This window comes from Bacillus sp. BSL6, from assembly GCF_052928345.1.
This window is the reverse complement of sequence record NZ_JAVGCW010000005.1, coordinates 161,203-183,801: the sequence shown is the minus strand read 5'-3', so window position 1 is coordinate 183,801 and position 22,599 is coordinate 161,203. Positions and strand designations below refer to the sequence as shown.

24 protein-coding genes and 1 pseudogene are annotated in these 22,599 nt (G+C 34.9%); 16 read left to right on the top strand and 9 right to left on the bottom strand.

All coding sequences use genetic code 11. The features are described 5' to 3' along the window. The first annotated feature begins 26 nt into the window (after positions 1-26). Both RCJ96_RS17690 and RCJ96_RS17685 read left to right on the top strand, forming a co-directional pair. Entirely contained in the window at positions 27-737 is a 711-nt protein-coding gene (locus tag RCJ96_RS17690; protein ID WP_270794339.1) for a hypothetical protein, read from the top strand. Between the two features lie 92 nt (positions 738-829). Continuing rightward, positions 830-1,888: a pyruvate kinase gene (locus tag RCJ96_RS17685; RefSeq protein WP_242304176.1), complete on the top strand. Its 1,059-nt coding sequence runs from the start codon at positions 830-832 to the stop codon at positions 1,886-1,888. Between the two features lie 46 nt (positions 1,889-1,934). Here RCJ96_RS17685 and RCJ96_RS17680 read toward each other — a convergent pair whose 3' ends face one another. Together RCJ96_RS17680 and RCJ96_RS17675 are read right to left on the bottom strand one after the other, a co-directional pair. After that, positions 1,935-2,216 carry a DUF1292 domain-containing protein gene (locus RCJ96_RS17680; RefSeq protein WP_208747376.1) on the bottom strand — a complete coding sequence of 94 codons (282 nt, stop codon included), beginning with the start codon at positions 2,214-2,216 and terminating at the stop codon, positions 1,935-1,937. A gap of 147 nt (positions 2,217-2,363) precedes the next feature. Beyond that, entirely contained in the window at positions 2,364-3,047 is a 684-nt protein-coding gene (locus RCJ96_RS17675; RefSeq protein ID WP_416503849.1) for an NAD(P)H-dependent oxidoreductase, read from the bottom strand. Positions 3,048-3,175: 128 nt separating this feature from the next. Between RCJ96_RS17675 and RCJ96_RS17670 the strand changes: the two genes are divergently transcribed. Continuing rightward, on the top strand, positions 3,176-3,556 hold the full coding sequence (locus tag RCJ96_RS17670; RefSeq protein ID WP_000340653.1) for a winged helix-turn-helix transcriptional regulator: 381 nt from the start codon (positions 3,176-3,178) through the stop codon (positions 3,554-3,556). Positions 3,557-3,614: 58 nt separating this feature from the next. Here RCJ96_RS17670 and RCJ96_RS17665 read toward each other — a convergent pair whose 3' ends face one another. The 3 genes from RCJ96_RS17665 to RCJ96_RS17655 form a co-directional block, all read right to left on the bottom strand. After that, positions 3,615-4,214: a hypothetical protein gene (locus tag RCJ96_RS17665; protein WP_416503848.1), complete on the bottom strand. Its 600-nt coding sequence runs from the start codon at positions 4,212-4,214 to the stop codon at positions 3,615-3,617. Positions 4,215-4,469: 255 nt separating this feature from the next. Beyond that, positions 4,470-4,781, bottom strand: a complete 312-nt coding sequence (locus tag RCJ96_RS17660) for a hypothetical protein (RefSeq protein ID WP_000860710.1) — start codon at positions 4,779-4,781, stop codon at positions 4,470-4,472. Positions 4,782-4,942: 161 nt separating this feature from the next. Then, positions 4,943-6,220: a histidine--tRNA ligase gene (locus RCJ96_RS17655; protein WP_416503847.1), complete on the bottom strand. Its 1,278-nt coding sequence runs from the start codon at positions 6,218-6,220 to the stop codon at positions 4,943-4,945. A 340-nt stretch (positions 6,221-6,560) separates the two neighbouring features. On the opposite strand from RCJ96_RS17655, the gene ybaK reads away from it, so the two are divergent. The 4 genes from ybaK (at position 6,561) to RCJ96_RS17635 (ending at position 10,692) form a co-directional block, all read left to right on the top strand. Beyond that, a complete protein-coding gene (ybaK, locus tag RCJ96_RS17650; RefSeq protein WP_103141418.1) occupies positions 6,561-7,037 on the top strand; it encodes a Cys-tRNA(Pro) deacylase in 477 nt (158 codons plus the stop codon). A gap of 601 nt (positions 7,038-7,638) precedes the next feature. Next, the gene (locus RCJ96_RS17645; protein ID WP_074609227.1) at positions 7,639-8,259 is read left to right on the top strand and encodes a histidine phosphatase family protein; all 621 of its coding nucleotides are present in this window, start codon (positions 7,639-7,641) and stop codon (positions 8,257-8,259) included. 279 nt (positions 8,260-8,538) lie between these two features. Continuing rightward, positions 8,539-9,663, top strand: a complete 1,125-nt coding sequence (locus tag RCJ96_RS17640; protein WP_416504052.1) for a helix-turn-helix domain-containing protein — start codon at positions 8,539-8,541, stop codon at positions 9,661-9,663. A gap of 12 nt (positions 9,664-9,675) precedes the next feature. Beyond that, positions 9,676-10,692: an alpha/beta hydrolase family protein gene (locus RCJ96_RS17635; protein WP_416504053.1), complete on the top strand. Its 1,017-nt coding sequence runs from the start codon at positions 9,676-9,678 to the stop codon at positions 10,690-10,692. 86 nt (positions 10,693-10,778) lie between these two features. Here the strand turns inward: RCJ96_RS17635 and RCJ96_RS17630 are convergent, their stop codons facing one another. The 3 genes from RCJ96_RS17630 to RCJ96_RS17620 all read right to left on the bottom strand — a co-directional run bounded on the left by RCJ96_RS17630 (position 10,779) and on the right by RCJ96_RS17620 (position 12,415). Then, the gene (locus tag RCJ96_RS17630) at positions 10,779-11,435 is read right to left on the bottom strand and encodes a GAP family protein (protein WP_416504054.1); all 657 of its coding nucleotides are present in this window, start codon (positions 11,433-11,435) and stop codon (positions 10,779-10,781) included. Positions 11,436-11,448: 13 nt separating this feature from the next. After that, positions 11,449-12,207, bottom strand: a complete 759-nt coding sequence (locus tag RCJ96_RS17625; RefSeq protein ID WP_074609232.1) for a MerR family transcriptional regulator — start codon at positions 12,205-12,207, stop codon at positions 11,449-11,451. 64 nt (positions 12,208-12,271) lie between these two features. After that, positions 12,272-12,415: a hypothetical protein gene (locus RCJ96_RS17620; RefSeq protein WP_000808927.1), complete on the bottom strand. Its 144-nt coding sequence runs from the start codon at positions 12,413-12,415 to the stop codon at positions 12,272-12,274. 227 nt (positions 12,416-12,642) lie between these two features. On the opposite strand from RCJ96_RS17620, the pseudogene RCJ96_RS17615 reads away from it, so the two are divergent. From RCJ96_RS17615 to RCJ96_RS17605, 3 genes and pseudogenes are all read left to right on the top strand, one after another. Further along, positions 12,643-12,745: pseudogene (locus tag RCJ96_RS17615) on the top strand (TetR/AcrR family transcriptional regulator); the annotation flags it as partial. Positions 12,746-12,873: 128 nt separating this feature from the next. Beyond that, positions 12,874-13,248 carry a hypothetical protein gene (locus RCJ96_RS17610; RefSeq protein ID WP_012644490.1) on the top strand — a complete coding sequence of 125 codons (375 nt, stop codon included), beginning with the start codon at positions 12,874-12,876 and terminating at the stop codon, positions 13,246-13,248. A 267-nt stretch (positions 13,249-13,515) separates the two neighbouring features. Further along, positions 13,516-13,974 carry a DUF2262 domain-containing protein gene (locus tag RCJ96_RS17605; protein ID WP_416504055.1) on the top strand — a complete coding sequence of 153 codons (459 nt, stop codon included), beginning with the start codon at positions 13,516-13,518 and terminating at the stop codon, positions 13,972-13,974. Between the two features lie 101 nt (positions 13,975-14,075). Here the strand turns inward: RCJ96_RS17605 and RCJ96_RS17600 are convergent, their stop codons facing one another. After that, on the bottom strand, positions 14,076-15,506 hold the full coding sequence (locus RCJ96_RS17600) for a YfcC family protein (protein ID WP_446699826.1): 1,431 nt from the start codon (positions 15,504-15,506) through the stop codon (positions 14,076-14,078). Between the two features lie 200 nt (positions 15,507-15,706). Here RCJ96_RS17600 and rraA point away from each other — a divergent pair, with 200 nt between their 5' ends. From rraA to RCJ96_RS17570, 6 genes are all read left to right on the top strand, one after another. Then, on the top strand, positions 15,707-16,186 hold the full coding sequence (gene rraA, locus RCJ96_RS17595) for a ribonuclease E activity regulator RraA (RefSeq protein WP_416504056.1): 480 nt from the start codon (positions 15,707-15,709) through the stop codon (positions 16,184-16,186). Positions 16,187-16,524: 338 nt separating this feature from the next. After that, positions 16,525-18,330: a DUF4430 domain-containing protein gene (locus RCJ96_RS17590; protein WP_242304165.1), complete on the top strand. Its 1,806-nt coding sequence runs from the start codon at positions 16,525-16,527 to the stop codon at positions 18,328-18,330. Positions 18,331-18,387: 57 nt separating this feature from the next. After that, positions 18,388-19,227 carry a DUF4430 domain-containing protein gene (locus RCJ96_RS17585; protein WP_270794357.1) on the top strand — a complete coding sequence of 280 codons (840 nt, stop codon included), beginning with the start codon at positions 18,388-18,390 and terminating at the stop codon, positions 19,225-19,227. A 22-nt stretch (positions 19,228-19,249) separates the two neighbouring features. Beyond that, entirely contained in the window at positions 19,250-20,128 is an 879-nt protein-coding gene (locus RCJ96_RS17580) for an energy-coupling factor transporter transmembrane component T (RefSeq protein WP_074609243.1), read from the top strand. Further along, complete coding sequence (locus RCJ96_RS17575) at positions 20,107-21,762, top strand: ABC transporter ATP-binding protein (protein WP_270794428.1); 1,656 nt, start codon at positions 20,107-20,109, stop codon at positions 21,760-21,762. Before RCJ96_RS17580 ends, RCJ96_RS17575 begins: the two co-directional genes overlap by 22 nt. Further along, positions 21,735-22,436 (top strand): ECF transporter S component, encoded by a 702-nt coding sequence (locus RCJ96_RS17570; protein WP_000044896.1) that lies wholly within the window; start codon positions 21,735-21,737, stop codon positions 22,434-22,436. Before RCJ96_RS17575 ends, RCJ96_RS17570 begins: the two co-directional genes overlap by 28 nt. Positions 22,437-22,599: the final 163 nt, after the last annotated feature.

Sequence of the window (22,599 nt, the reverse complement as noted above, 5' to 3'; positions counted from 1 at the left end):
AATAAAGTAAACATAGGGGGATTTATATGAAAATGAAAAAGGTCGCTATCGCATCGATAACAATTGGTACAATGCTTACTATGGCAGCTTGTAGTCCGTCAGCAGATAAAGAGACAGAAAAGAAGGAACAAGTAACTGCACAAAATGAAGGGGAAGTAAAAACGACAAGTACAGATGAAACGTCAAAAACAACGAAAGATACTGACAAAGAAACAAATACTTCTTCCAACGAAAAAACAGATAAAGATGCTAAAAACACGAAAGAATCATCAGGAACAGAAAGTAACGGTAAAACGTCAACTCAAAACGAGAATATAAAAACAAAAGAAAAAGAGACGACAGGAAAGACGAATGATCAAACGACTAGCGGAAAAACAACAGATCAAAGTACAAGTACAAACTCAGACGGAAAAACAACGAAAGATCCGAAGAAAAGTGTAGCTGTGAAAACGAGTGTGAAAGAAGTTGTTGCATTAGTTGATAGCTTAGATAAGCAATTAGCTGCTAATCCGAAATTAGAAACAGTAAATAAACTTGGAAAACAAATTAATGCAAAGTGGGATGTAATCGAGAAAGAGTTAGAAACATCACACCCAGCTGAATATAAAACAATTGGACAAAGTATGTATCCATTAATTGTAGGAGCGGAGAAAGAAAAGATAGATATTACTAAAATGAAGTCATTAACGACGAAAACGAAAAAAGATTTAAATCAATTATTAACAAAACTTTCGTAGTTTCAAAAGCCTACTTGTGTGAGTAGGCTTTTTTTATGTTGAGAGTGTAATTAAAGCTTATGGGAATCCTAATGAAAAAGGATGGTGGAAATATGACAATCGATCGAGTTTGTACAATTGGGCCAGCAAGTAATAATAAAGAAACGTTAGCGAAGTTGATAAGCAATGGTATGAAAATTGTTCGGCTAAATTTATCACATGGCACGCATGAAAGTCATAAAGATATTATTCGTTTAGTGAAATCGTTAGATGATTCTATTAAAATTTTAGGCGATGTACAAGGTCCTAAAATAAGGTTAGGTGAAATAAAAGGAGAACAAATTACACTTCAGGCGGGAGATTCTTTTATGTTACGTACGCAACCAGTTACAGGGAGTAGTACGGAAGCAAGTGTTGATTATGAAGGAATCGCGAATGATGTGAAAGTCGGAAGTAGAATTTTAATGAATGATGGTGAAGTTGAGTTAATCGTTGAGAAGGTAAGTACGGATAAAATAGAAACAAAGGTCAAAACAGGTGGTAATATCTCATCACATAAAGGAGTGAACTTACCAGGAGCAATCGTTAGTTTACCAGCTATTACAGAGAAAGATAAAAAAGATATTCAGTTTCTTTTAGAAGAGGATGTTGATTTTATCGCGTGTTCTTTCGTAAGAAAACCTAGTCATATAAAAGAAATACGAGATTTTATACAACAGTATAAAGAAACATCACCTAATTTAATTGCAAAAATAGAAACGATGGAAGCAATCGAGAATTTTCAAGATATATGTAAAGAAGCAGACGGAATTATGATTGCAAGGGGCGATTTAGGAGTAGAGTTGCCGTATCAATTTATTCCGCTCTTGCAAAAAATGATGATTCAGGAATGTAATCGAACGAATACATATGTTATTACAGCGACACAAATGCTTCAATCTATGGTAGATCATTCGATTCCAACAAGGGCTGAGGTAACTGATGTGTTTCAAGCTGTACTGGACGGAACGAATGCTGTTATGCTTTCTGCTGAAAGTGCTTCAGGAGAGCATCCGGTTGAAAGTGTGAGTACACTACGTCTCGTTTCTGAATTTGCTGAGCATGTGAAGAAAGATGGTCCGTTTGTGATGAAAGATGTACTGGAATTGCTGCATAAATCTTTGGGTGAGTGAAAAATAAAAAGAGGGCGGATATGTATCCGTCCTCGTGTGTTTCATTCTATTCTTGCTCTTGCTCATCCAAAATCTTTTCAAACGCAGCAGATACTTTTTCAAATTCCTCGTCATTCTCAATATATGAGAATTCATTATCTTCTTCTACTTTTAAAAAGAAAATATCAATGTCTTCCTCGGTTTCTGTTTGAATGTCTTCAACAAAGGCAACTGCAATATATTCTGCACCTTCGACATCCATCGCTCCGAGCACTTCTACTTCTTGCTCTTCGTTATTCTCATCACTAAGAGTAAACACTTCGCCAACTTCAATATCAGACATATTCATTCTCCTCCTGTCCAACTCTAATAAATAGAGTATTTAAACTGCATACATACTAATATAGTTTTCCATGAAAAATGAATTTCATACATAAGAGAAATGAAATTCTACTTTTTTCGTATGAGTATACAGCGATAAGGAGCGCATGTTATCTTATTCAATCCATTCAACAATTGCATCCATAGTCTGTCTTGTTTTATCACGTTTTGGCTCTTCTTTACGGTAACCAAAGGCAACCATAACAGATACTTCAAAGTTATCTTCATTGATTATGCCTTCTTGACGAAGTAAAGAATCTACTTTCTCTTTATCAAATCCTTCTATTGGACAAGAATCAATCCCGATTTGAGCTGCGCTCGTCATCATATTCCCTAAAGCAATATAAGTTTGCTTAGATGCCCAATCGAATACAGCACGGTCGGATTGTAATAAGTTAAAATCTGACTCCTGGAACTTTTTGAAGAATTCATATCTAATTTTTTGCGCGTCTTCAGGTAATTCAATAATATCATTCATCATATGTTTAATATAATCTGCATCATAATGCATATCTTTAATATTTCTTGAAAGAACAATGACAAAGTGGCTAGCTGTTGCAAGTTGCCCACCAGCGCCCCATGAATATGGTCGTAGTTTTTCTCTTAATTCTTTATTTTGTACGACAACAAATTTCCAAGGTTCATATCCGAAAGAAGAAGGAGATAATCTTCCTGTTTCTAAAATAAATTTAAAATCCTCTTCTGAAATTTTTTGCATAGAATCGAACTCTTTACATGCATGTCTGAAATGATAAGCCTCCATAATTTTTTCTTTTGTAATTTGATTTGTATTTGTCATAAAAATTCCTCTTTTCATTTATTTATTTTGTAAGTAAATTATATTTTTAAAGCAACATAGAAACAAGTACGCACATTTATGTGGTATAGTATCAAAAAAGATACTAATGTTAAGGGAAGGGATTTATTATGGATTGTTCAAACGAAAATAATATAAATTACCCATTTTTAAATAAATATTCTTGTCCAGTGGAAGCGATGGTCGAGGTCATTGGAGGGAAATGGAAAGGGGTAATTTTGTATCATCTATTAGATGGTACAAAACGGTTTAATGAGTTAAAAAGGTTAAAGCCAAATATCACACAAAGAATGTTAACATTACAGCTGAGGGAACTCGAAGCAGATGGTATCATACATCGTGAAGTGTACCGTGAAGTCCCCCCGAAAGTAGAATATTCGTTAACGGAGCTTGGTGAATCACTGCGTCCAATGATTCTATTAATGATGGAGTGGGCGACTCATAATATGGAGAAAGTTTTGGAGAGTAGGAATATGAAAAATAATAGTTAAGAGTTGTAGAAATAAAAGGTGTCTTCCATACGTGAAGACACCTTTTATTTCTGTATTTTTACTTTTTAACTTCAACTGCTGAAGTTAAAAAGTCATTCAAGTTTACAGTTTTGCCATACCAATCAGCGTGTTTAAAAACAACACCTTTTCCATATCCTTCAGTTGAAGTATGTTCCCATAGCGTTGTTGAATAGCTAGCAGTAGGGGACGCTGTACTTACAGAAGAAATTCTATTTTGCCAACTAGGAGGCAAATTTTTAAAACCGCTACTAAGAGAAAAATACTCGCCACCTTTATTTGCATGTTCATAGAAGTCTGTACTATTAGGTCCGCTTCCACCAACACCAAGGGGAGTGATTGTATGATTCAATCTTTGTTTATCTTTTTCAATAAAAGACTCTAAACTTTCTTTGCTCGAAAAACCATAAGATAACCAGTCTCCATTTTGATTTTGTTTCGGTAGAACTAAAGTTATTTTTATGTCTTCCTTAGATGGAGCACCCAATTTGTTAAACGAATCTACTGTCTTTTCATCTACAGTTACATATTCAAAAGAGGTAATCGAATAATCCTTTTCGGTACTAGCTGATACTGATCCTAACCCTACAGTTAATGATGAAATGGCTACCACTGCACCTACTATCAATTTTTTTAGCATGAATTCATCTCCTTTACACTTAGTTTTTTACATAACTAAAATGTATGTTAATTTGAATATTTTATAAATATTTAGAAATGTATAAAAATTAAACAGAATATTCTTTTATTGGTCTGGAGTAAGGAGGGTAATTTGAAAAAGGATTTACTTAAAAAGTAAATCCTTTTTGGGTGTTAGCAATAACGTTATTATGTAAATTTTGCAATTTGCTAACTGACTTCAAAACTCTACTGATTAAAGTTTCATTTTATCCTGTTATGAATCATACACTTCTTTTGCATTCATAGAAGCCGCATCTAATAAAAGGAAAATGGCTGCTATAATATGTAGAACGATTACTATATAAGGAAAGAAGGCAACTAGAGTAACGATAATGCCGATATAATGAGGGTACGTATTCATGTCTACTTTTTTAGCTAATAAAATAGTAGTGATATGCAACACAATCAATAGAAGTAAAGGTATCCCATATAGGTTAACGTGACTTAGAAATAAATAATAACAAGGAAGTAATAAAAGATGATAGATCCCTGTAGTCCACTTTAGTGCTTGGATGTAGGTTTTCAAAGTGAATCCTCCTAAAATAATTCATATCTATATATTACCAAAAATAATAGGTAATTGGATATTATATATTTGTAGATTTTAGTAGAATGTAATTTTTTTATGTTAACTAATTATGGGTTATTTATAAAATAGAAAAACCACCCAAACGAGGGTGGTTCGTATTACAAATAATTACTTAAAGAAGAAAGCGGAACCTTCACTTCACTACCTTCTTTCATATTCCGCAGCATAGCGGTTTCTGTACTAAGTTCTTCTTCCCCAATAATAAGCACATAAGGGATATTTTCTTTATTGGCATAATTCAGGGCACGTTTTAATTTGCGTCCTGCTAGTTCAAGTTCGATTTTTAAGGAAGTGGTAGAACGTAATTGCTGGGCGATTTGTAAGCATTGTAATTCTGTTCCGAGCGGGATGATAAATACATCCGCTGTAGATGATACTGTTTCCTTCTGTGATAGTGCTGTATAAATAACGTCTAAACCGAATGAAATACCGACTGTTGGATAGTTCATATTATCGCCACGGAATGCTCCAATAATATTATCGTAACGACCACCGCTACCGATGCTAGATGTAATCGAGCCATCTTTTAAAAAGATTTCATATACAGTACCTGTGTACATTGTCAGTCCTCGTGCTAAAAATGGATTAAATATCGTATTCTCATTTATTCCAAGAGCGATTAAATATTGCTGTAATTGTTGTAATTCGTTTACCCCATCTGCAACGAGTGGATTATTGAAAGCTTCTTCAAAGTCAGCAATTGAAAGCTGTAGACAAGATAATACGGTATTACATATCGTATCAGCCATTTCTTCAGAAATTCCGCGTTCTAATACATCTTTTCGTACACCATCAATCCCAATCTTTTCGATTTTATCTAATGATAAAATGACGTCACTCGTTAACTCAGTAGGGATGTTAATGGACTCGAGAATACCGTTTAACAATTTTCGGTTATTAAATTGGATCGTTACTTCTAAGTTTAACGTTTGGAACAGCTCAAACGCCATACTCATAAGTTCAGCTTCTGCCATGACAGACTCAACACCGACTATATCAACGTCGCATTGTATAAACTCACGAAATCTCCCTTGTTTAATAGGGCCATCTCGAAATACTTTCCCAATTTCATACCGTTTAAAAGGAAGGCGGATGTTCGGATTCATTGCCACAACTTTTGCGAATGGAATGGTTAAATCGTAGCGTAAGGCAAGGTCACGTTTTCCTTGATCCTGAAGTGTATATATTTCTTTTAATATTTCATCACCACCGCCGTACTTGTAAGACATAAGCTCATACATATTTAATGTCGGCGTTTCTAACGGTTTACATCCGTATCGTTCAAACGTGTCTTCGCACGCTCTTTTTATTTTATTTCGCAGCACTTGTTCCTCTGGTAAATAGTCTTTCGTTCCTTTTACATTTCTCATTTCCATCTTACTCACTCCTTTTTTAAATTAAAAAAAGCTATGCGGGTATAAAAATACCCACATAGCTTTATGAACGCTCCGTGGGTCAACAGGAAAAGCCCTGTACCCACGAAGAAAAATTTTTCTTCGGATACACGGCGTTACGTATGATGATGAAGTTGGAAAGAAATATTAAAATTTTGCATTACAAATCTCTCCTTAACATAAGTTTTTCCAAAGTATATCAAATGATTTTTGAATTATCAATATTTTTAGTTTTGAAATATACGTGAAGTTATGTAGGAGAAATGGAAAAGGGTGTATAATAAAACTTAATAATATGAAATAACCGTTTAAGGAGATCACTATGAAAAAAGATAAAACAAATGCGATGCGAATATTAGATAAAGAGAAAATTGAATATTCAATGATGTCATATGATCCAGACGATGGGAAAATTGATGGTGTATCAGTAGCCGAGAAAATTGGACGAGAAGTGAGAGAAGTATATAAAACGTTAATCGCTCAAGGGAATAGTAAAAATTATCATGTGTTTATCATTCCGGTAGATGAGGAACTAAATTTAAAAGCTGCGGCAAAATCAGTTGGTGAAAAGAAAATTGAAATGATTCCTGTTAAAGATATTACGAAAGTGTCAGGATATATTCGGGGTGGTTGTTCACCAGTCGGAATGAAAAAGTTGTTTTCTACATGTATTGATGCGAGTGCTCAATCACTTGAAACGATTATTGTAAGCGGCGGGAAAATAGGTATACAAATTGAGCTGAAAGTGGATGACTTAGCGAAAGTGACGAGAGCGCAGTTTGGTGAGGTAACGAAGTAATGATACATAGGAAAAGAAGTTCTAGTTTTATTAACTTTAGATAAAGATTTATAGGATAGTTAGTCCATTATGGGGCTGATTATCCCTTTTATTTACATACCTATACTAAAATGAATAAAGATCGAATATTCAGTTTGAAATAGACTATAATATGAATCATTTGTTTGGCTTTGGGAGGAGGACAATGCCTCCTTATAAGGAATTTAAATAAACAAGAGTTACCCTTAAAGATAGCCAAAGGTCTGGAGAGTGTTTTAATGAGGTTTCAAGAAATACCCATAAGAAAGCATATATTGGGGTTGCTAGTATTTAAAAAAAACCCCACGCATAAGAGTATGCAAAATTTTATACAGTTTTTTAGCTAATCGAGTAACAAACAAGAACCATAAAACGATACCAGAATAGGAATGTATAGAATATGTATAGATTCATAGAACTAAAAAAGAAGGTTCCCTTTTGAGAGCAGGGTTCTCCTTTTTCCATGCTACTGATAATGAGACGTTATGTTAACCTCACATGAATGGAATATACATCTAATTTTTAAAGTAAATTAGTTATTCTAAATGATACAATAAAGGAAAAATTAAGGTGGTTCAGAATAATGAGAATTTACTTAACCCGACATGGACAAACAGAATGGAATATAGAAAATAGAATGCAAGGTTGGAAAGATTCAGCATTAACTCCCGAAGGAATAAACAATGCTATTTCTTTAGGAAATTCACTAAAAAACATAGAATTTAATACAATCTATACAAGTACAAGTAATAGAGCTGTAAATACAGCAAAATTACTTAGTAAACAAAACGATACTAGTTTGATATTAAATCCAGATTTGAGAGAAATCAATATGGGTATTTGGGAAGGGAAAACACATGAAGAAATAAAAAAGGCTTACCCAGCACAGTATAAAAATTTTTGGGAAAATCCAATGTACTATGAACCAATTGGAGGAGAATCGTTTAAAGAATTTGTAGACCGAGTTGTTTCAGTATTTAATACCATTATCTCAACTCATCAAGAAGGAAATATTTTAATTGTTACCCATGCAATTTTTTTAAAAACATTGCTTATGCATGTTAAAGAGGAATCTATTACAAACTTATGGGATCCCCCCTTCATACATGGTACTAGTTTAACTATTTTAGAAATTAAAGATGAAGGTTACACAATACAACTAGAAGGAGATACTACACATCTTAATACATCTGTAACACTTTAATTGACTTCCGCTAACGAAAGTTATGTAAATAAGCTGTTCAATGGATTCCCATAGAAAACTATGGTGAGATGAAATGTTTAATTTTGCAGCACTTCAAACTCTTAGCTAAATGGCTATGTATCGGTACCTCACAATAAAAAGGCAGGGACATATCAAATATGTCCCTGCCTTTGATTTTAGAGAGATGTTTCCTAACAGTTGATTTTGTTAACGAAAGTTGACTTCAAATCCATATTTTGTGTGAAATAAAAGCATATAATAAAAGTATGAGGTGATGATGTGAAAGAGATAAACATTCATAAAAAAATTGCGGATAAGAGAAAAGAAAAGGGAATTACGCAGGAAGAGTTAGCAGCGTATATCGGTATTACGAAGGCGTCTGTTTCTAAATGGGAGACGGGACAGAGTTATCCAGATATAACATTTTTACCACTGTTAGCATCATACTTTAACATTAGTATAGATGAACTAATTAGTTATACACCGCAAATGAAACAGGAAGATATTAAAAATTTATATCATAGACTAGCGGAAGCTTTTAGTGAAGAACCGTTTGATGAAGTAATGATGGAGTGCAGAGAAATAATCAAAAAATATTATTCTTGTTTTCCGTTATTACTTCAAATGGGACTACTTTTTATTAATCACCATATGTTAACAGAGGATACGGATAAAAGAATTGAAATTTTAGAAGAGGCAATGTATCTCTTTAGCAGATTGCAGGAAGAAAGTGACGATGTTTCTCTTGTGAAAGAGGCGGTATCGTTTCAAGCAACTTGCTATCTTATACTCAATAAACCGAATGAAGTATTGCAATTGCTTGGCGAAACGATACGTCCTAACATTCCAGAGGAAGATCTAATCGCACAGGCGTATCAAATGCTTGGAAATACTGAAAAGGCGAATGAAGTAATGCAAATTAGTATGTATCAACATTTAATACAACTCGTTGCGACAATACCGAATTATGTAGTAGTAAATGCCTCAAGCGTTGAAAAAGTAGAGGTAATTTTAAATAGAGCTTTTATGTTAATAGATATATATGAAATAGAAACATTACATCCTAATATGACTTTAAAAGTATACTATGCTGCTGCGCAAGTATATTGTATGCAAGGCAATTTTGAAAGAGCATTAGAAATGTTACGTAAATATGTAGCAGTTTGTGCGGCAAGCTTCACAGTAAATAGTCTGCATTTACACGGTGATTCATATTTTGATGCGATTGATGGATGGTTTGCAGAGTTTCCGCTCGGCGCTAAAACAGTTAGAAATGAAGAGATTATAAAGCGAAGCATGCTACAAAGTATTGCAGAGAATCCAGTTTTTGCTCCAATGAAAGATGTAAGAGAGTATAAAAATATAATAACGAGTTTGAAATTTAAATTGGATATAAAAGAATAGGGGGACAAAATGATGACCTTTGACGAATATGAAGTAGCGATAAAGAGTGAATTAACTTTGCAAGGTACGATTACAAGGCCAAAAGCTGAAGGGAAGTATGCGGCTGTTGTCATTATCGCGGGATCTGGAGAAATTGACCGTGATGGAACAATCGTACCGCTAAAGCTTGAGGCGAACATATATAAAGATTTAGCGCATGTAATGGCGAGACTTGGGGTAGTGACGCTCCGCTTTGATAAGCGCGGAGTAGGAAAGAGTGACGGAGAATTTCTGAAGACTGGAATGTGGGATTTAGTTAGTGATATAGAGTCTACGATTACGTATTTAAAAGAACAACCATTTGTTGATCCGGAAAATATCATTTTAGCTGGTCATAGTGAAGGTTGTATGTTAGCAACAGTAGTAAATGCAAGAACACCAGTTAATGGGCTCATCCTTCTTACAGGAGCTGCGGAATCATTAGAAGAAGCTACGAAAAGACAAAGAGAAATTGCATATAAAGAACTAAAAGAACAGAAAGGAATAAAAGGAAAACTAATGCGTCTTCTCAAGGTGGAGAAACGTGGAGAGAAGCAGATGGAAAAAATAAAAGAGAAAATGATGAACACAGAAAAAGATACGATTAAAGTTGGTTTTAAACCGATGAACGCAAAGTGGTTTAGAGAGCATTTTCAGCATGACATCTATAAAGATTTACAACAAGTAACATGTCCAGTACTAGCTATCGCTGGTGATAAAGATATTCAGGCTGATCCTGAAAGAGCGAAGCGAATCGGTGATTATGTGAAGGGGGATTCTGAAGTACATGTAATAAAAGATATGGATCATAGTTTGAAAAGTTTTGAGGGGGATTTCAAGGCTTTAGAGTTTAAAAAGAATTATGAAGAAGGGGCGGGAAAGGCACTTCATCCAGAGCTGGAAGAAATAATTGTGAATTGGATGGCATCATATTTTATCCCAGGTAGTAGGACTCTTACATCAAAATTAGGTGAATATGAGGAAGATGGAAGGGAGAGTAACTGCCTGTAAAAGACGGACTGGTGTGGGGGAATGGTAGGTGTAAGTACTTCTGTAGTTTCAAACATATTCCCCTGATTGTAGGTTCTATAAATACCCTATAAATAATCCAGGCTATTTAATATTAGGAGGAAGCCAACTATACACATAATCCATGACAGAGCTGATCCTGTACTATTAGCGATTTTCATTCGAAGTCTCTCGAGAGGTTTTTGCATCCAGCGACCAAATAGGAGATAGAAGAGAAACAGTACGAGAGAGGGCAATACCATAATAAAGTTGTATCCCGCTAAAATAGAAGACCATTCTATCCAGGATAGATTAGAAGTAGTAAGTATGCCAATTGCTGCAAAATAAGGAAATGCAGTACCCGCTTCAATGAATGTAGTAGTGAATCCTAGCGCAATCATAGAAAAAATGCTTTTTGATTTTGGTGAGGGAATCTCTGAATTTTTCTTAGGTGGAATATAAAAGCTTGCGATGAATAATATGACGCCAATAATAAATAACAACCAGCTTACGATTCGATTTTGAAATAAGCCAGAAATAAATTTAAACAAAAAATCTAATCCTAACATGAGTGAAACGCCAACAGCAAAATAACATCCTGCTATCGTCAATAAATAAACGAATAAACGTTTCGTAAGATTCTCTTTATCTGTTAAAAGTAGATATATTGTTACTCCTATTGTAGTAGGGCTTAGCGTGTCTAATATAGCTAATCCGCCTATTAGGAGAAGTTGCTCTGTACCCATTGTGCTTTCCCCCTTATTCCGGCTCAGGATTATTTTTTTTAGTCATAAAAATGGCATATGCCTCGTTCATAAACTGAAGCACATCTTGATCGATTGGATATAAACTAAGTTTCTCTGATTGTTCGGGAGCCATCCTTATCTCCCAAAGCTTATTTAGAAATTCATCCTCACCTTCAAATTCTTCTAAGCGTTTTTCCTCCATTCGTCTTATGATATTTTGAACTTTCGTTGCTTTTGGGCCATCCTTCATATAACGCTTTAACTGGCCGATGAGAGCAATCCATTCGAGTGAATCAGAGCAGTCACTTGCCATTTTAGGAACCTTTTCCAATAGTTTTATTTCTTTTTCTTTAAATACAGATTCGCGATAATACTGTTGTATTTCTTTATCTTTGCTGGATAATTGCATGATTTTTTGAATCGCGATCCAGCTTTCTTCTCCCTCTAACGCAATTCCATTTATCATTTCTCGTAAGGATAATTCTATTTTCTTTAAATTTTTCTGCTCATTTATTACATAAGATAATTGGCTCTTTAAACTATCCGACCAATCCCACTCATTGAAGTCGAGCATATGTTTAATCTCTTGTAACGGAAAGCTAACCTTTTTTAAAAATTGAACGTGCTGAAGTTTTTTTATTTCTTCATTTGTATATAAACGATGGCCACCCTCTGTTTTGGATGCTGGTTTTAATAATCCGATTTTATCGTAATAACGCAGTGTTCTTACTGTAACGCCTGTCAGTTCTGCAACTTTATTAATGTGTATCAACTGATAAACCTACCTTTCTGTACGTTAAGATTTTATCTTTAACGATTATTTTCTTATTTCGCATCTAACCTTCTTTACTAAGAAGATTTTTAAGTAAGTAGCCTGCTCCTAATCCAATTAGTGCACCAGGAAATCCATGATCCAGTAGCAGTCCAATACCTGCACCTATAATGACACATCCATAAATAATAATATCGCCCTGTTTCATCTGAAAACCTCCTATTTTTCTAATTTCTTTTATGAAATTGCTAAATAGTAGCTACTTAACAGTATATAAAATGACCTAACGTCAACTTCAAGTGTTTTTGATTATTATTAATACATTTATATAAACCTTTAAAGCGCCCTCTAACGGAAGAATTAATTTTAAAATATTTTGCGGGCTTATCGTTCCAAAATATTTATACTAAAATATATAATACGGGGGTGTGGTTAATGGATAGAAAGATTAGTTTTAATAAAGAGCAAGCTTTAAATAAAGCTATGTATTTATTTTTGGAGAAAGGTCATAAGCCGAGCTACTCTCTACGATAGTTTTTGAGGTAAGGATGCACTATTTAAACTAGCTGTGGAACATTATAAAAACTTTGGTGCCTTAGCATACAAAATTCACGTATTGTTCTTGCTATCCTGAGGTGAAATGGGAGGGAATGTCTTTTGGGAAGCATGCCTGTCAAGTTATTTTTTAAATCAATCCTATTTTTTTTCTTATGCGGTATTGTTGTTTATTCTATATTTCAGATTATGTTTGTCTGGAGTGCTTCGACAGGATTAGGAAGGGATGATATAGTCGGATTTTCTGATAATAAGTATGTAATTGGTCGTCCACCTGTTAGCTATAATTTATATAAAAAAGATAGTGGGGAAACTATATTAGATAATGTTATTGGTTATAAAAAAGGAAAAACGAAAAGCTATGTTCGGAATGAAATCGAATTTGTAGTGATAAATGAGATAAAGGGTAGCTATGAATTGTATAAAATAGAAAAGGCTTCAGAAAAGGATATAGAACGGCTGAAAGAAATGCAGAAATTAGAATGAAAGAGACTATTTGAAGGATAAAAATGCTGTTGGGTTGAAATAAAATTTAATAAAAGACTAACTTCAGTATTTTTCATTTTTAACAAACTTAATTGGAATTTTACAAATGCACACATGTTATTGTTAAATCTAAAAAATGGTTTAGACTGATAACTGAGTTTTATTTCATGAAAAAAATCAGCATAAAAATAAAGCATTAGGAGTTCAGTCCCATGTCTATCAAACTAATTAAAGTTTCTTTTTCAGAGATAGAAAGGAAATGAAATCATGGAAAAATCAATAAAAAGTGAATTAATTGGAATGTTTATCTTTAATGAAACTTTACATACATATGTACAAAACGAAGGAAAAGTACATTGGGAATTGGATGTTAGAAACGAGCATGTACAAGTACATGAAATGCTGAAAAGGGCAGAAAAGCTTTATGTATGTTTAGAGGAATTTGATAAAAAAGCTAAGGTCGCTATAGCGGAAGAATTAATAGAGTATAAAAATGATTTTTGGCCTGAATATGATGAGAATGATGAACATTTAGAGTGGGATGCTGTAGATGCAGGAGAATATGATATGACGCAAGAAACATTTGAGCAGTCTATTACTCTTATGGATATTGTAATGAGAGAAAATGATATATATTGCGAGTATAATGATGGAGATTTATTTGGAGGACATAGAATCCATGCTTCTTTTGACTACGAGTACAATTTGTTAGATGCAGAGATTTAGTTTTGAAAGATGAAAGTAAAAAGGATTGATTACTATAATCAATCCTTTTTGTCATTATTATAAGATAACGGTGAGATAAATAGGTAGAGAGTTGCATAGTTTTAATACGGTCCCCACTCAATATTCACGCCAACAATAAGAAAAATAAGTCCAATAATAAACCAGATGAATGCAAGTGGAGCCATAAATCGAATCCATTTTCCGTAAGAAATGCCGCTCGCCGCGAGTACTCCCATTAAAACACCAGAAGTTGGATTGAGGCAGTTCACTACACCTTCTCCGAGCATAACAGCTTGTACTGTAACTTGGCGTGTAATGTGCATGAAATCAGCTAATGGAGCTAATATCGGAATGAAAATCACAGATTCACCTGTCCCGGATGAAATGAGGAAATGTAATGCGGCACTACTTACATACATACCGATAACGCCAAATACTGGGCTTTGTCCTTCGAGAGACTGTGCGAGTTGGTTAACAATTGTATCAAGTAATTTCCCTTGTTCCAAAATGACTGAAATACAACGAGCCATTCCAACGATTAGAGCACCATATATGAGATTTTGGCAGCCTGCTAGAAAAGTAGAAGCGATATCGTTTGCTTTCATTCCACCTATTATTCCGGCTGTAATTGCTATGAAAATAAAAGTAGCAGTCATTTCTGCGTCTGTCCAATGTAGACGAAAAGCGCCGATTAAAAATGCAATTAATGATAAAGCTGAAACGAGTAAAATTAATTTATGACGTATTGTCCAAGGAACTTCTGTTTTTTGCGCCTCTTTTCCGCTTGAAAGAGCATTACTTGGAAACCAGTTATCTCCGAGTATGCTTCCTTTATTCGATTTTTTTAAGCGTTTTACGTACCAATTAATATATAGAATGGTAGCAAGTAAAAAAGAGATATAAATTGCTGTGCGTAAACCAATTCCTGAAAACATTGGGAGTTCCGCGATTTTTTGTGAAATGCCTAAAGGTGAAGGAGATAATATAGTAGCATTAAAACCAGCATAAGTCCCTAAATAAATAATTGCTACGCCGACGATAGCGTCCCATTTTAATGTGCGTGCAACGATGATGCCGATGGGGATAAAGCCGATAACTGAGTTAACGATAATGCCAGTCGTTCCGAGAATGGAAAAGAGTGCGGCGACAATACATATGAAAAGTAATTGCTGATTACGAAATTTGTTAATAACATGATAGATTAAACCGTCAAGAGCACCGGTTTTTTCAAGAATCGCAATGGCACCGCCTGTAAATAAAATTAAGAAGATGATCGGAGCAGCAAGTGTCATTCCTTTTTCAATAGCGGTAAAAAAAGAAACAAACCCTACCGGTGATTGCAGAACAGAATGGTAACTTCCTGGTATTGTCGTTGTAACAGTCCCGTTTGTAACTCTTTTAAATTCTCCTGCAGGAACGAAATACGTAGCTATTGCACAAAGCAGAGCAATAAAAAATAGTAGTACGTACGCGTCAGGCATTTTAAACTTTCGTTTACTAGGCTGTTTTTTTACTTCAGTTTGTAGTTGCATAAAATCCCTCCTTTTTCACTTGGTTAATTTTAAATATTCTGAAATTTATCTGTGAAATAGATTATAATAAAGGTGGCTTCGTAAGGCAATAGTTTTTCTGTCCTTTTCCCGCACATACAAATTCTTGCAACATTAGACAGGGAAACGAAAATAATCCAAGAATATGTTAAATAGAAAGTAAAAAGAAAAGAGGGAAAAAGATGTGGAAAACTACGGATCTATGTGATGAGTTTGAAAATGAATTACAAATATGTCGCCAGTCTTTTCGATCTTTTGGGAAGAAAGAACAATTCCACGGGAAAATTGCAACGGTAAAAGTGAAGGATGATAATGTACTAGTGAAGGAAGGATTACAAACATTGCCGGAAGGAACGGTATTAGTTGTTGACGGTGGAGCCTCTACGAATTGTGCGTTACTCGGTGATAATTTGGCAGCTATTGCGGAGGAAAGAAAGCTGGCAGGAATTATTGTGAATGGATATGTTCGTGATTCTAGTGAACTAAAGAATATAAATATAGGTATTTTAGCGTTAGGGACAATGCCGAATAGAAGTGTAAAAGAAGGGAAAGGAGAACGAAATATTTCATTGCAATTTGGAGGAGTAGAATGGAAGCCGGATGAATATGTGTATGTGGATGAAGATGGCGTCATTATTAGTGAAAAGAGTTTGCATCGTTAAAGGTTAGTAAGTTACTATTCTTAGAAAATAAATCCGATAAAGCATGGACAAAATTCTTTGTCAATAGTAAAATAATACAGAAATTTAAAATTAACAGAATGTATAGGTTTATCGTTTTACGATAACTTAAATGGAAGTAAGTTGTGCCTAGAAAAGTGAATGTTATCACAATGATACGTTCATGAACAAAATTATTTTTCCTATACAAATATAGCCGCGAATGATGCGGGTAGGAGGTGTTGCACAGTTTGTTCGACACTTACAAAAAAAGAGTGTCAATTGCACGCCCTTGAAGGGCCTTTTTTTGTGTGAATAGTAGTAAGGGAGGAAATTTTGGGATGGCAATGTTAAAAAAATGGCTGCTTACGTCGTTAATGGCAGTTACACTTGTATTTGTTTCTTTTGCGAATACAGTACATATTACGTTTGCTGAAGGAAATACAGCAAAACTTGCAATTATTGGTGAATCACAAAAGGGCATTATGTTATGTCCGAAAGAAGAGCAAATTAAAGATGGGGAAACAGCTTTAAGCTTGCTACAAAAAGTCATGGGGGACAAAGTAGAAGCTGAAACGATGTCGTTTGGAACGTATGTAAAAGGCATTGATGGCTTAATGGCCGGGGCTACAAGCGGCTGGCTATATGATGTAAATGATCAATCTGCAGAAGTTGGAGCGGATAGTTATAAATTAAAATCTGGAGATGTTGTTGTTTTCCGATTTGTTTCAGATTGGAACAATATGAGTCAAGAAACATTACAACAAACATTAGATAAATTTGGTACTTGCAAAACGGTAGAAGAACCAAAAACAGATGATCCAAAACAAGAAAAACCAGAAGAACCAAAGACGGATGATCCAAAGCAAGAGAAACCAGAAGAACCAAAGACGGATGATCCAAAGCAAGAGAAACCAGAAGAACCAAAAACGGATGATCCCAAACAAGAAAAGCCAGAAGAACCGAAGACGGATGATCCAAAACAAGAAAAACCAGAACAACCAAAGCAAGAGAACATTCAAGTTCCAGCAGCACAAGTAAATGACGCGATCTCTAAAACATCTGAAAAGATGTTACAAGATGGAATTGAAAGTGATTGGGTAGCGCTAGGTCTTTCTCGTTCTGGAAAGGATATACCAATCGAGGCGAAATTAAATTATGTTAAGGCTGTAACTGAAAAGGTAGAAAAGCGCGTTAATCGTTTTTCAGCGACAGATTTAGCTAGAACAATTATTATGATGAATGCAATGAATGCAGACCCAAAAATGGTAGGCGAACATAATTTAGTTCAAAAATTGTACGAATCAGATAAAGTGAATTCTGTTACAGGTTATACATTTGCTTTACTTGCATTTGATACGAAAAAATATGAAATTCCAGTAGATTCAAAATGGAATCGAGTTGCTTTAGTAGATGCACTTTTAAACGCGCAACATACAGATGGCGGTTGGACTTACGATAGCGCAAGCAGTAAAGATAGTGCTAGTAGTGTTGATGTAACAGGTATGGTTTTATCAGCATTAGCTCCTTATCAAGACCGAGCAGATGTGAAACCAGCAGTGCAAAAGGCTGTCGCATACTTATATAATGAACAACTAGAAAATGGCGGTTTCTCTGCTGATGGACAAGAAAATTCTAATAGTGTTGCGCAAGCAATTATTGGATTATCACTTGTGAAAGATGTAGATCAAAACCGTCTACATAAGGCAGTGCAAAATCTATTGTCATATCAACTTCCAAATGGTGAATTTAAATGGTTACCAGGCGATCAAAACGGTAGCGGAATGGCAACAGAGCAAGCGTTATTAGCTTTACTTCAGTTTAAAGATCTTGGAAAATCGATTTATGACTGGTCAACTGAATCTGTTACTGAAATTAATCCAAAACCAAATGTAGATTCAGAAAATGTTGTGGTGGAAAAAGAAGTTACTGAACAACCAGAAGAACAAAAACAAGTGCAACAAGAAACAAAAGATGACACTTTAAAAGTTGTTGTGGATAACGAACCGGTTAAAAATAAAAAATCCGGAAACGGTAGCACATTACCGAAAACAGGAGCATCTTCTCATAGTGCAGCGACAGAAGTAGGTATGGGTGTATTATGTATTGCTTCTGCATATGTATTATGGAGACGTAAAGCAGCTTAACAAAAATTAGGAGCAATCATTTGCTCCTAATTTTTAATATGAAAGGTGAGAGGCAACATGAGTAAGATGAAGTGGTTTATTTCTTTACTGCTTTCACTTGGGCTACTTGCTGGATGTGAAGAGGCAGCTGTAAAGCCTGAGAAGAAAGTAGAACCAAAGCAAGAAGAGGTAGCAAAACAAGAAGAGAAACAAGATGAAGCGAAACCGGAAGAAAAACCGGAGGAAAAACAAGCTGAACAAGAGCAAAATAAGCAAGAAGAGCAGAAAGAGCAAAAAGAACAAAAAGTAGAAGAGAAGCCGAAAGAAGAAAAGCCACAGGCACAACCGGAAGTAAAGAAAGAAGAAAAACCGCAGGAACAGCCTGTTACTAAGCAATCAGAACAGCAAAAAGCACAAGAAGAGAAACCACAACAGCAACAACAACCGAAAGCACAAGAAGTAAAAGAAGAAGCGAAGGTTGTGAATCAGCCGAAAGAAACACCGAAGCAGGAGCAGAAAGGAAATCCTGAGGAACCAAAAAATGTACCGGTTCCGCCAACGCCAAAACCAGTACCAGACCCAGTTCCACCGCCAACACCAGTTCCACCTAAACCACAAGCAAAACAAGTTACGATCTCAGTAAAAGGTGATAAAGGGTACTTATTAGGTGCGAAAAAAATGGATGTACAAGAAGGCGATACAGTATATAAAGTATTACAACGCACAGGTTTAGATGTGGATGCGAGTGGGTCTAAAGGCGATGTTTATGTAAAAGGTATTAATGATTTATATGAAAAAGATATTACAGATACTAGTGGATGGAAATATCGTGTGAACGGTGCGTTTCCAAACCATAGTGCAGGTGTAGTAACAGTTAAACCAGGAGATACAATCGAGTGGGTGTATGTATTAAAATAAGAAAGGTACTCGGTAAAGGACTATGAAAATAAGTTTTTCTTCTTTACATCCTTTTGTGAATTTTTTCTATTATATCGGGGTGATGATACTATGTATGATGTGTCTTCATCCTCTTTTTTTAATTGGAGCAATTCTATTAATCGTTATAATCAATGTGATGCAAGGGAATAGCGAAAAGATAAGAAAGATGTTACCGAGCACAATCGTTTTCTTTTTTATGGTCATTTTATTTAATTCGTTATTAACGCATAGAGGTCGAACTACATTATTTTGGTTAGGTGATAGCCGTATTAAGCTTGAGGCAATTATGTTTGGAGTAGTAATGGGGTTATTACTAGTTGCGATTATGTTTACGTTTGCTTCGTATAATGATATTATTTCAAGTCATAAATTTTTATATTTATTTTCTAGAATTTCACCGAAAGTAGCATTGTTAACGATGATTACAGTGAGGTTTGTTCCTTTGTTTATGAGGCGATTACAGAAAATAACACTTGTCCAAAAAACGAAAGGTGTACAAGTAGATGCAGGTTCAATTGTGGAACGAGTGAAAAATGGTATGCAATTGCTGCAAGTATTATTAATTTGTTCATTAGAAGATGCGCTGCAAACAGCAGATTCTATGCAAGCTCGTGGATTTGGTGTAACGAAGCGTACAACATATATTCGGTATAGAATGGAAAGACGCGATTGGTATACGCTCAGTTATTTAAGTATTCTACTTATCATTGCTATTATATGTAGTACATATGGCGGAGGAAAGTTAATCATTTATCCGAAAGTCGAATCTATTTTATTTCAGCAATATGATGGAATGATGTTCGGCGTATTTACGATGTTTATTAGTTTACCAATTATAATGGAAGGAAGGGAGTGGCTATGGTGGCGCATGCAGAAATAAACAATTTATCATTTGTATATGCTGATGAAAACGAATATGCGTTACAGCATATTTCTCTTTCTGTTCAAAAAGGAGAGTTTATTGCACTTGCTGGAGGATCAGGATCTGGAAAGACGACTTTATTAAAACATTTTAAAAAGGAATTACTTCCAATCGGTAAGCGTACTGGGGATACATATTATGATGGTACTTTATTAGAAAATGTACCGGATTTGTTATCTGCTCAAGAAATTGGTATGGTATTTCAAAATCCAGAAAATCAGCTCGTAATGGATACAGTAATTCAAGAATTAGCGTTTTCTTTAGAAAATATCGGATTACCATCACATATTATTCAAAAAAGAATAGCCGAGCTTATTAGTTTCTTAGGATTTCAAGATTTATTGCATCAATCTGTTCATACGTTATCTGGCGGACAGAAGCAACTTGTCAATTTAGCTGCGGTATTAGTGATGCAACCGAAATTATTATTATTAGATGAACCAACTGCGCAGTTAGATCCAATTGCTGCGAAAGAATTTTTAGGATTGTTAAAGCGTATTAATGAAGAACTTGGAATTACAATCGTTTTAAGTGAACATCGTTTAGATGAAGTAATACCCCTTGCAACGCGCGTTATTTGTATGAGTAACGGCCAAATCGTGTATGACGGTAGTCCGAAAACGGTTGTAGCAAATATGTGGAAAGTAGAAAAGTTCCGGCCATTTATTCCGCAAATTCCAAGATTGTTTTTAGAGTGGAATGCGAAAGATATTCCGTTTACAGTGCGAGAAGCACAAATGAAAATGAATGATTTTTCAGCGATATCATATGTAAATGAGCCAATAGTACAAAGTGAAAAGCAAGAAGTCATTTTAAGTGCCGAGCATATTTCGTTCCAATATGAAAAGAATAGTCCGCTCATTTTACGAGATTTAACAGTATCGATTGAAAAAGGAAAATGGGTAGCTCTCGTTGGAAAGAATGGTACAGGGAAGTCTACACTGTTAACGATTTTAGCAGGGTTACAAAAATCGAGAAGAGGGAAAGTAAAGTGGAACGGGAAAGTGATACATAAAATTGATTCGAAAGAACGATTTAAAAGTATTGGGTATGTATCGCAGCATCCGTATTATCATTTTACATTTGATACAGTGTGGGACGAGGTGTATGAACGAGCACGTGAATTATACGGAGAACAAGGAAAAGAAAGAGCAGAAGATACGCTAAAACAGTTTTGGTTGTACTCGCTTAAAGAACGCCATCCACATGATTGTAGCGGGGGAGAGCAACAATTACTTGCATTATGTACGACATTATTATCAAAGCCAACTTTATTATTACTGGATGAACCGACAAAGGGACTCGATCCATGGAAGAAAGAAAGAGTAGGGGAGCTATTTAGGAAGTTGCAAAAAGAAGGTACAACAATTGTAATGGCAACGCATGATATTGAATTTGCAGCGAAATACGTTGATCAATGTATGATGTTATTCGACGGAGCAGTCATTATGAATGATGCACCGAAAGAATTTTTTAGTGGTAACTTCTTTTATACAACCTCTATTAACCGATTCATTCGAAAAGAATTGCCATATGCATTAACGTGGGAGGATGTGTACGGAGCGTGTCCAAACGATATGTTGCATTCATAATATGTATTTTTGCAGTAATAATAGGCACATTACTCTTTACTACACTTATCATGGATGGGTATTACATGTTAAGTAGTTTGTTTTTATTAGTCGTTATTATGTTACCTTTCTATATCCGCTTTGAAAGAAAGGCGTTTGTTTCACGTGAAATTGTTCTCGTCGCTGTGTTAGCCGCAATTGCAGCAGTGAGCCGCGTACCATTTTCTATTTTACCGAGTGTACAACCAACTTCTTTTGTTATTATCGTTTCTGCAATCGTCTTCGGAAGTGAAACTGGCTTTATGATCGGGGCAACAGCGGCTATCGTATCTAACATCTTTTTAGGACAAGGTCCGTGGACGCCGTGGCAAATGTTTTCATGGGGTATGATTGGTTTTATAGCTGGATTATTACGTAATACGTTTTTAATGAAAAAGCTATGGGGAAGACTACTATACGGATTGTTTGTTGGATTTTTATTTGGCTGGATCATGAATTTTTGGGGGCTTCTCGGTTTTATACGAGAGGCAACGTGGGAAACAGTCATTTCGTATTATATCGCAAGTTTTTATTTCGATTTGAGCCATGCAATTTCAAATGTTGTGTTCTTGCTATTATTTAGTACTTCTTGGATTACAATTCTTACAAGATTTAAAAAGAAATATGGCATATTAGATGAGCATAACATGGTATAGAAAAGCATACTCATATAAGGTAGGGTCGCGACTTACATATTCGTTTGCCTCTTTCATGCTTCTTACATATTGTAAGGAGCATTTTTTATTGTCAAAAAATAGTCCAATATATATCCGTTACTATATAAAATTATTTGTATAATAGTAGGTGAGAATTATTTTC

Coding starts and splice junctions, on each gene's coding strand:
- RCJ96_RS17670 (WP_000340653.1), top strand. CDS start 3,176: ATGGATTGTTCAAACGAAAATAATATAAATTACCCATTTTTAAATAAA.
- RCJ96_RS17690 (WP_270794339.1), top strand. CDS start 27: ATGAAAATGAAAAAGGTCGCTATCGCATCGATAACAATTGGTACAATG.
- ybaK (WP_103141418.1), top strand. CDS start 6,561: ATGAAAAAAGATAAAACAAATGCGATGCGAATATTAGATAAAGAGAAA.
- RCJ96_RS17630 (WP_416504054.1), bottom strand. CDS start 11,435: ATGGGTACAGAGCAACTTCTCCTAATAGGCGGATTAGCTATATTAGAC.
- RCJ96_RS17655 (WP_416503847.1), bottom strand. CDS start 6,220: ATGGAAATGAGAAATGTAAAAGGAACGAAAGACTATTTACCAGAGGAA.
- RCJ96_RS17685 (WP_242304176.1), top strand. CDS start 830: ATGACAATCGATCGAGTTTGTACAATTGGGCCAGCAAGTAATAATAAA.
- RCJ96_RS17635 (WP_416504053.1), top strand. CDS start 9,676: ATGACCTTTGACGAATATGAAGTAGCGATAAAGAGTGAATTAACTTTG.
- RCJ96_RS17600 (WP_446699826.1), bottom strand. CDS start 15,506: ATGCAACTACAAACTGAAGTAAAAAAACAGCCTAGTAAACGAAAGTTT.
- RCJ96_RS17605 (WP_416504055.1), top strand. CDS start 13,516: ATGGAAAAATCAATAAAAAGTGAATTAATTGGAATGTTTATCTTTAAT.
- RCJ96_RS17665 (WP_416503848.1), bottom strand. CDS start 4,214: ATGCTAAAAAAATTGATAGTAGGTGCAGTGGTAGCCATTTCATCATTA.
- RCJ96_RS17675 (WP_416503849.1), bottom strand. CDS start 3,047: ATGACAAATACAAATCAAATTACAAAAGAAAAAATTATGGAGGCTTAT.
- RCJ96_RS17575 (WP_270794428.1), top strand. CDS start 20,107: ATGGTGGCGCATGCAGAAATAAACAATTTATCATTTGTATATGCTGAT.
- RCJ96_RS17620 (WP_000808927.1), bottom strand. CDS start 12,415: ATGAAACAGGGCGATATTATTATTTATGGATGTGTCATTATAGGTGCA.
- RCJ96_RS17590 (WP_242304165.1), top strand. CDS start 16,525: ATGGCAATGTTAAAAAAATGGCTGCTTACGTCGTTAATGGCAGTTACA.
- RCJ96_RS17645 (WP_074609227.1), top strand. CDS start 7,639: ATGAGAATTTACTTAACCCGACATGGACAAACAGAATGGAATATAGAA.
- RCJ96_RS17680 (WP_208747376.1), bottom strand. CDS start 2,216: ATGAATATGTCTGATATTGAAGTTGGCGAAGTGTTTACTCTTAGTGAT.
- RCJ96_RS17585 (WP_270794357.1), top strand. CDS start 18,388: ATGAGTAAGATGAAGTGGTTTATTTCTTTACTGCTTTCACTTGGGCTA.
- RCJ96_RS17610 (WP_012644490.1), top strand. CDS start 12,874: ATGCCTGTCAAGTTATTTTTTAAATCAATCCTATTTTTTTTCTTATGC.
- RCJ96_RS17580 (WP_074609243.1), top strand. CDS start 19,250: ATGAAAATAAGTTTTTCTTCTTTACATCCTTTTGTGAATTTTTTCTAT.
- rraA (WP_416504056.1), top strand. CDS start 15,707: ATGTGGAAAACTACGGATCTATGTGATGAGTTTGAAAATGAATTACAA.